Genomic DNA, 4,680 nt, shown 5'->3' with positions numbered 1-4,680 from the left:
TACAAGAAGTCGGCCGACCTGCGCGCCGTGGCCGCGACGATTCCGGCCGACCGCATCCTTGTGGAGACCGACAGCCCCTATCTGGCCCCGGAGCCGCTGCGCGGCAAACGCAACGAACCGGCGAACGTCGTCCACACCGCCGCCTGCCTCGCCGCCGCCCGCGAACAAACGATCGACGATTTCTCGGCCCAAACCACTGCCAATGCGAAACGGCTGTTTCGAATCGAATGACGGCGCTTTTGACAACTCTAGTAGCCGATCACGCCTCGATTTCCGCTTCGCTCATTCCAGCAGGACAGCGGATACTGAACTCTTCTCCGTCGCTTTTTATCCAAATCAGGTTCAGGCGACGCAGCAGTTTCACCGCTTGAGCGCATTCACCGAAATCCGTCGGTGCCGTCCAGCGCCGATCTTCCTTGAGTTTCGTCAGGATAAAGGCTGCCTGCTCGACGATTTCACGGTTCGTGGAAACTACCGACCGTAATGCGGCGACCGAAATGATGGTAACTCGCGGCGCCGAGAATAGAAACTGCGAGAGCAACCAAGCCTCCGCGAATGCATCGGAAAGCCCTCTTGCGCTCCCGGAATTGATGGAGGTGTGTCGGCTAAAATAGGCCGAATCGTGAAACTCGATCAAATCGAATACGGGCAGCGAGCGTCGGAATCCCTCGACGGCTAGAACCAGTGTGCAGCCGATTGCAATATAGAACGTAAGGATCGAGCCGTCAAAACCGCGGTGCAATACTTCGACCATCCGCAGCACATTCACCCACATCAGCGCCGTCAAGCGAAACACCCAGAACGAGGCATACCACAGCAACGCGGAACCGCACAATCCGAGGATTCCCGCGCAGGACTGAACTGCGTTATGACGCCGAACGAGATGTGTAAGCCTTTCAGTTGTCATTCTTGATGCCCGGTCGTTGCGTCGCCGTTGGATGATTCCAACATAACTGAAGAGCTGCCAACGCTGCCAGTAATTCGCTAGAATGACTGGGTTCTTGACTGCGAATTACCGAAAGCCCATTTCGTGGATGCTCTTTCCCAAATCTCGTTTTTCTCAGCGTTTGGAGATTAGATCATGGCTAGAACCCCCAGCACCATGTTGACCTTGGGCACGCAGGCGCCTAACTTTTCGTTGCCGAATGTGGATGGGCGGATCGTATCGCTCGCCGATTTCAAGGGCGCTCCGGCGCTCCTGGTCGCGTTCATCTGCAATCATTGCCCGTTCGTGAAGCACGTCGCGGATGGGCTGGCCGAGTTGGCCCGCGAGTATCAGGGCAAGGGAGCGGCGGTGGTCGCGATCAACTCGAACGACGCACGGAATTATCCGGCCGATTCTCCAGAGCAGATGGTCCACGAGGCTGAGAATCGCGGTTACGCGTTCCCCTATCTTTACGACGAAGACCAATCGGTGGCGAAGGCTTATCGGGCGGCCTGTACGCCCGATTTCTACGTGTTCGACAAGAACCAAAAGCTCGTTTACCGCGGCCAGATGGATTCGAGCCGGCCGGATTCCGGTATCCCGGTCACCGGCAAAGACCTGCGAGCCGCGCTCGACGCCGTGCTGGCCGGCAAACCGGTTGCGGCCGATCAGAAGCCCAGCATCGGCTGCAACATCAAGTGGAAAGCAGGCAACGAATCGGATTACTTCGGCCACATCGGCGCGAAATGACGCATGTCGAAAAAAGTGTCGGGTACCTCACTGCCCATGCCGGCGGAGTCGCTCTTCCTCGGCATCCGCGCGCTCTTCTGCCTCAACGTCTTCGCGGATCACGCCGCTGAGCCACCACCCCCAGACGACATAGTGAAAGGCGGCGAGCGCCACCAGCACGAACACGAGCACGACGGCCGCCAAGGCGACCCCCGCGATCGGAATCATCAAGAATCCGAGCACGCAGGCGATGAGGAGCGCTCCGATCCCGGCGAGGAAGATGCCCCACAGCGAGGCGGCCGGCTTCGGCCCCGGCGGCGGCGGCTCGGGGCGGAGATCTTCGTCTCGAAAGCGTCGCGAGTCGCGCTCCATCTGGCCCTCTCGGCAATTACTCGACGAATTCCGGCACCACGCGATTCGGGATCACGCCCGCCCGATGTCCCTCGGCCAAAAGCCGCCGCACCGCTTCGCGTCCTCGCGGGCCGAAATCGAGCGTCCAATCGTTCACGTACATTCCCACGAATTGATCGGCGCGCCGCCGATCCAAATCGCGGCCAAATCGCATCGCATACTCCAGTGCTTCCTCGCGGTGCGCGAGTCCGTAGCGAATGCTCTCCTTGAGGAGCCGATTCACGTCGCGGATCACGTCCGGGCCGAGGTTCTTGCGGATCGCGTTCGCCCCGAGCGGCAGCGGCAGGCCGGTCTCGTCGTGCCACCACTTGCCGAGGTCAACTACCGACTTCAAGCCGCGATCGGCATAAGTCAACTGCCCTTCGTGAATGATGAGCCCAGCCCGGATCGGCTCATCTTGCCAACGGCCGGCAAGCACGGCTTCGATGATCTGATCGAACGGCACAACAATGTTACGAAAGTCACGCCCGAGACAGAGCCGCAGCGCGAGGTAAGCCGTGGTGAGCGTGCCTGGGACCGCAATCGCCAGGCCGCGCAGCTCGTCGAGCGAAACATCGCGGGGCGCAACAACCATCGGCCCATAGCGGTCCCCCATGCTAGCGCCGCAGGGGCAAAGCAGGTAGCTGTCGGTCAAATAGGCGTAGGCATGCAGGCTGACGGCCGTGAGTTCCAACTCGGCCGCAAAGGCCCGGCGGTTGAGCGTTTCGATATCGACCAGCTCGTGGCGGAATTCATACGCGCCGGTGTCGATCTTCCCGTTGGCCAGCGAATGGAACATGAACGCATCGTCAGGATCGGGACTATGGCCGACGCGGATCAACATGAGAGCAAGTGCGATGTACGAAGTGCAAAGTACGAAACGACGATTGGTCGGGGGCCGCCCGATTTGATTTTCAGCCGAAGGACATCATAGGCCCGGCGCGTTGCAGCCGTCAAACCGCTCGGTGACGAGGGTTACGACGAAAATCGCCAAAGTTCTTGCGTTTGCGTGGCCGATAATGAGAACACGATTTATTCCGCCAGCCGCTCAGCGCTCTTCTCTACGAACCGAATTCCAAGCGGGTCGATAACCGGCGACGAATCGGGCGCCATGAGCCAAATCGCCGCAAATCTCGCGACTGCCGCCGAAGAGACGCCATCGGCCGAGGCGGACGACGTCAAAACCGTTCGAGGCGTGCTTGTATCGCGCCCAAATTGGGCCCCCGGTCACTTTGCCTTGGCGCAGGCGCTGGAGCGGCGTGGCCAATGGCATGCGGCTATCGCAAGCTACGAGCGGACGGTCGAAATCAAGCCGCATTGCGTCGAGGCGCACGAAGCGCTAGCTGCACTGCTTGCGCGCTTAAGACAGCTCGACGAAGCACGCCAGCACTATGAGCAGGCCGTCGCGCTCGTTCCGGACAATCACCGAATTCAAACAAACCTCGGCGCCCTGTTGCAGGAACTCGGCCAGCTCGAGGCCGCGATCGCTTGCCACGAGCGGGCGCTGCGAATTGCCCCCGACTGCCTTGAAGCCCACGTCAATCTGGCCGCCGCTCGGATGAAGCTGCGGCAGTTTGATGCCGCCGCCGCCGGGCTCGAGCGGGCGCTCGAGTTTCTTCCCGAGTCGATTGAGCTTCACAATCGGCTGGGGCATGCGCTCTTGTCGATCGGACGCCTGGCGGACGCCAAGAGGCACTATGGCGCCGCAATCCGATTGCAGCCCGACAAAGCGCTCTGGCGGCTGCGGCTCGATCTGCTCGGGCCAGCGGTCTTGGAGAGCAACGCCCAGATTGACGAGTACCAGGAATCGCTCGCCGAGCGGCTGGCGGCCTACGGCGACGAACGGCGGAAATTCGACGTCAACGAACTGGCGACGTCAGGCTGCCAGCCGCCGGTTGAACTTGCCTACCAAGGCCGCGATGATCTGGCGATCCGAAAATCTCTGGCCCGAATCTTCGAGAACTCTCTTCCGCCCACACCGCCGAAAAGGGGTTCGGGGAAACCGAGCCTGGCGTTCTTCGTCCCGAAAGGGAGCGAGGGCATTTTTCTGCGCGGCATGGCCGGAGTGCTGGCGCGGCTTTCGCCGGAGCGGTTCCGCACCACGGTGGTCTGCTCGCCGCGCGGGATCGCGCCGATCAAGGCCGCGGTCGCCGACTCGCCGATCGACTACTTACCGCTGTCGCCGACGCTCAGGGAAACGATCGACAATGTTCGAGCCGAGCGATTCGATCTGGCCTATTTCTGGGAAGTGGGCACCGACTCGATGAGCTATTTTCTCCCCTTCTTTCGTCTCGCTGCCGTGCAAAGCACGAGTTGGGGCTGGCCGGTCACGAGCGGCATCGCGGCGATGGACTATTTCATCTCGAGCGATCTGCTCGAACCGGCCGACGCCGAATCGCACTACAGCGAACGGTTGATTCGGCTGAAGCACATTCCAAACTACTATCCGCGGCCGACCTGGCCGGCGCCGCGAGCGAATCGAGATCGCTTCGGTTTGCGGCCAGACCAGCAGGTTTACGTCTGCGCCCAAAACCCCTGGAAGATTCAACCCGATTTCGACTTTCTGGCGGGCGAGATTCTTCGCCGAGACCCGCGCGGGGTGCTGCTATTGGTCGAAGCCCGTTGGCCGCACGTGA

General features: G+C 61.1%; 6 protein-coding genes. 3 read left to right on the top strand and 3 right to left on the bottom strand.

What is annotated here, in order from left to right; all coding sequences use genetic code 11:
- On the top strand, nt 1-231 hold a 231-nt coding region (locus VGY55_10155; GenBank protein ID HEV2970343.1), incomplete at its 5' end, for a TatD family hydrolase.
- Between the two features lie 28 nt (nt 232-259).
- Here VGY55_10155 and VGY55_10150 read toward each other — a convergent pair.
- Nucleotides 260-835, bottom strand: a complete 576-nt coding sequence (locus VGY55_10150; GenBank protein ID HEV2970342.1) for a hypothetical protein — start codon at nt 833-835, stop codon at nt 260-262.
- Between the two features lie 246 nt (nt 836-1,081).
- Between VGY55_10150 and VGY55_10145 the strand changes: the two genes are divergently transcribed.
- Nucleotides 1,082-1,675 (top strand): thioredoxin family protein, encoded by a 594-nt coding sequence (locus VGY55_10145; GenBank protein HEV2970341.1) that lies wholly within the window; start codon nt 1,082-1,084, stop codon nt 1,673-1,675.
- Between the two features lie 27 nt (nt 1,676-1,702).
- Here the strand turns inward: VGY55_10145 and VGY55_10140 are convergent, their stop codons facing one another.
- Entirely contained in the window at nt 1,703-2,026 is a 324-nt protein-coding gene (locus tag VGY55_10140; GenBank protein HEV2970340.1) for a hypothetical protein, read from the bottom strand.
- Nucleotides 2,027-2,042: 16 nt separating this feature from the next.
- Nucleotides 2,043-2,888, bottom strand: coding sequence for an MqnA/MqnD/SBP family protein (locus VGY55_10135; GenBank protein ID HEV2970339.1), 846 nt, complete (start codon nt 2,886-2,888; stop codon nt 2,043-2,045).
- Nucleotides 2,889-3,155: 267 nt separating this feature from the next.
- On the opposite strand from VGY55_10135, the gene VGY55_10130 reads away from it, so the two are divergent.
- A partial coding sequence (locus VGY55_10130; protein ID HEV2970338.1) for a tetratricopeptide repeat protein occupies nt 3,156-4,680 on the top strand: 1,525 nt, incomplete at its 3' end.

Source organism: Pirellulales bacterium, assembly GCA_035939775.1.
Taxonomy (GTDB): domain Bacteria; phylum Planctomycetota; class Planctomycetia; order Pirellulales; family DATAWG01; genus DASZFO01.
The sequence above is the reverse complement of the archived record's forward strand: the minus strand, read 5'-3'. Positions and strand labels throughout refer to the sequence as shown.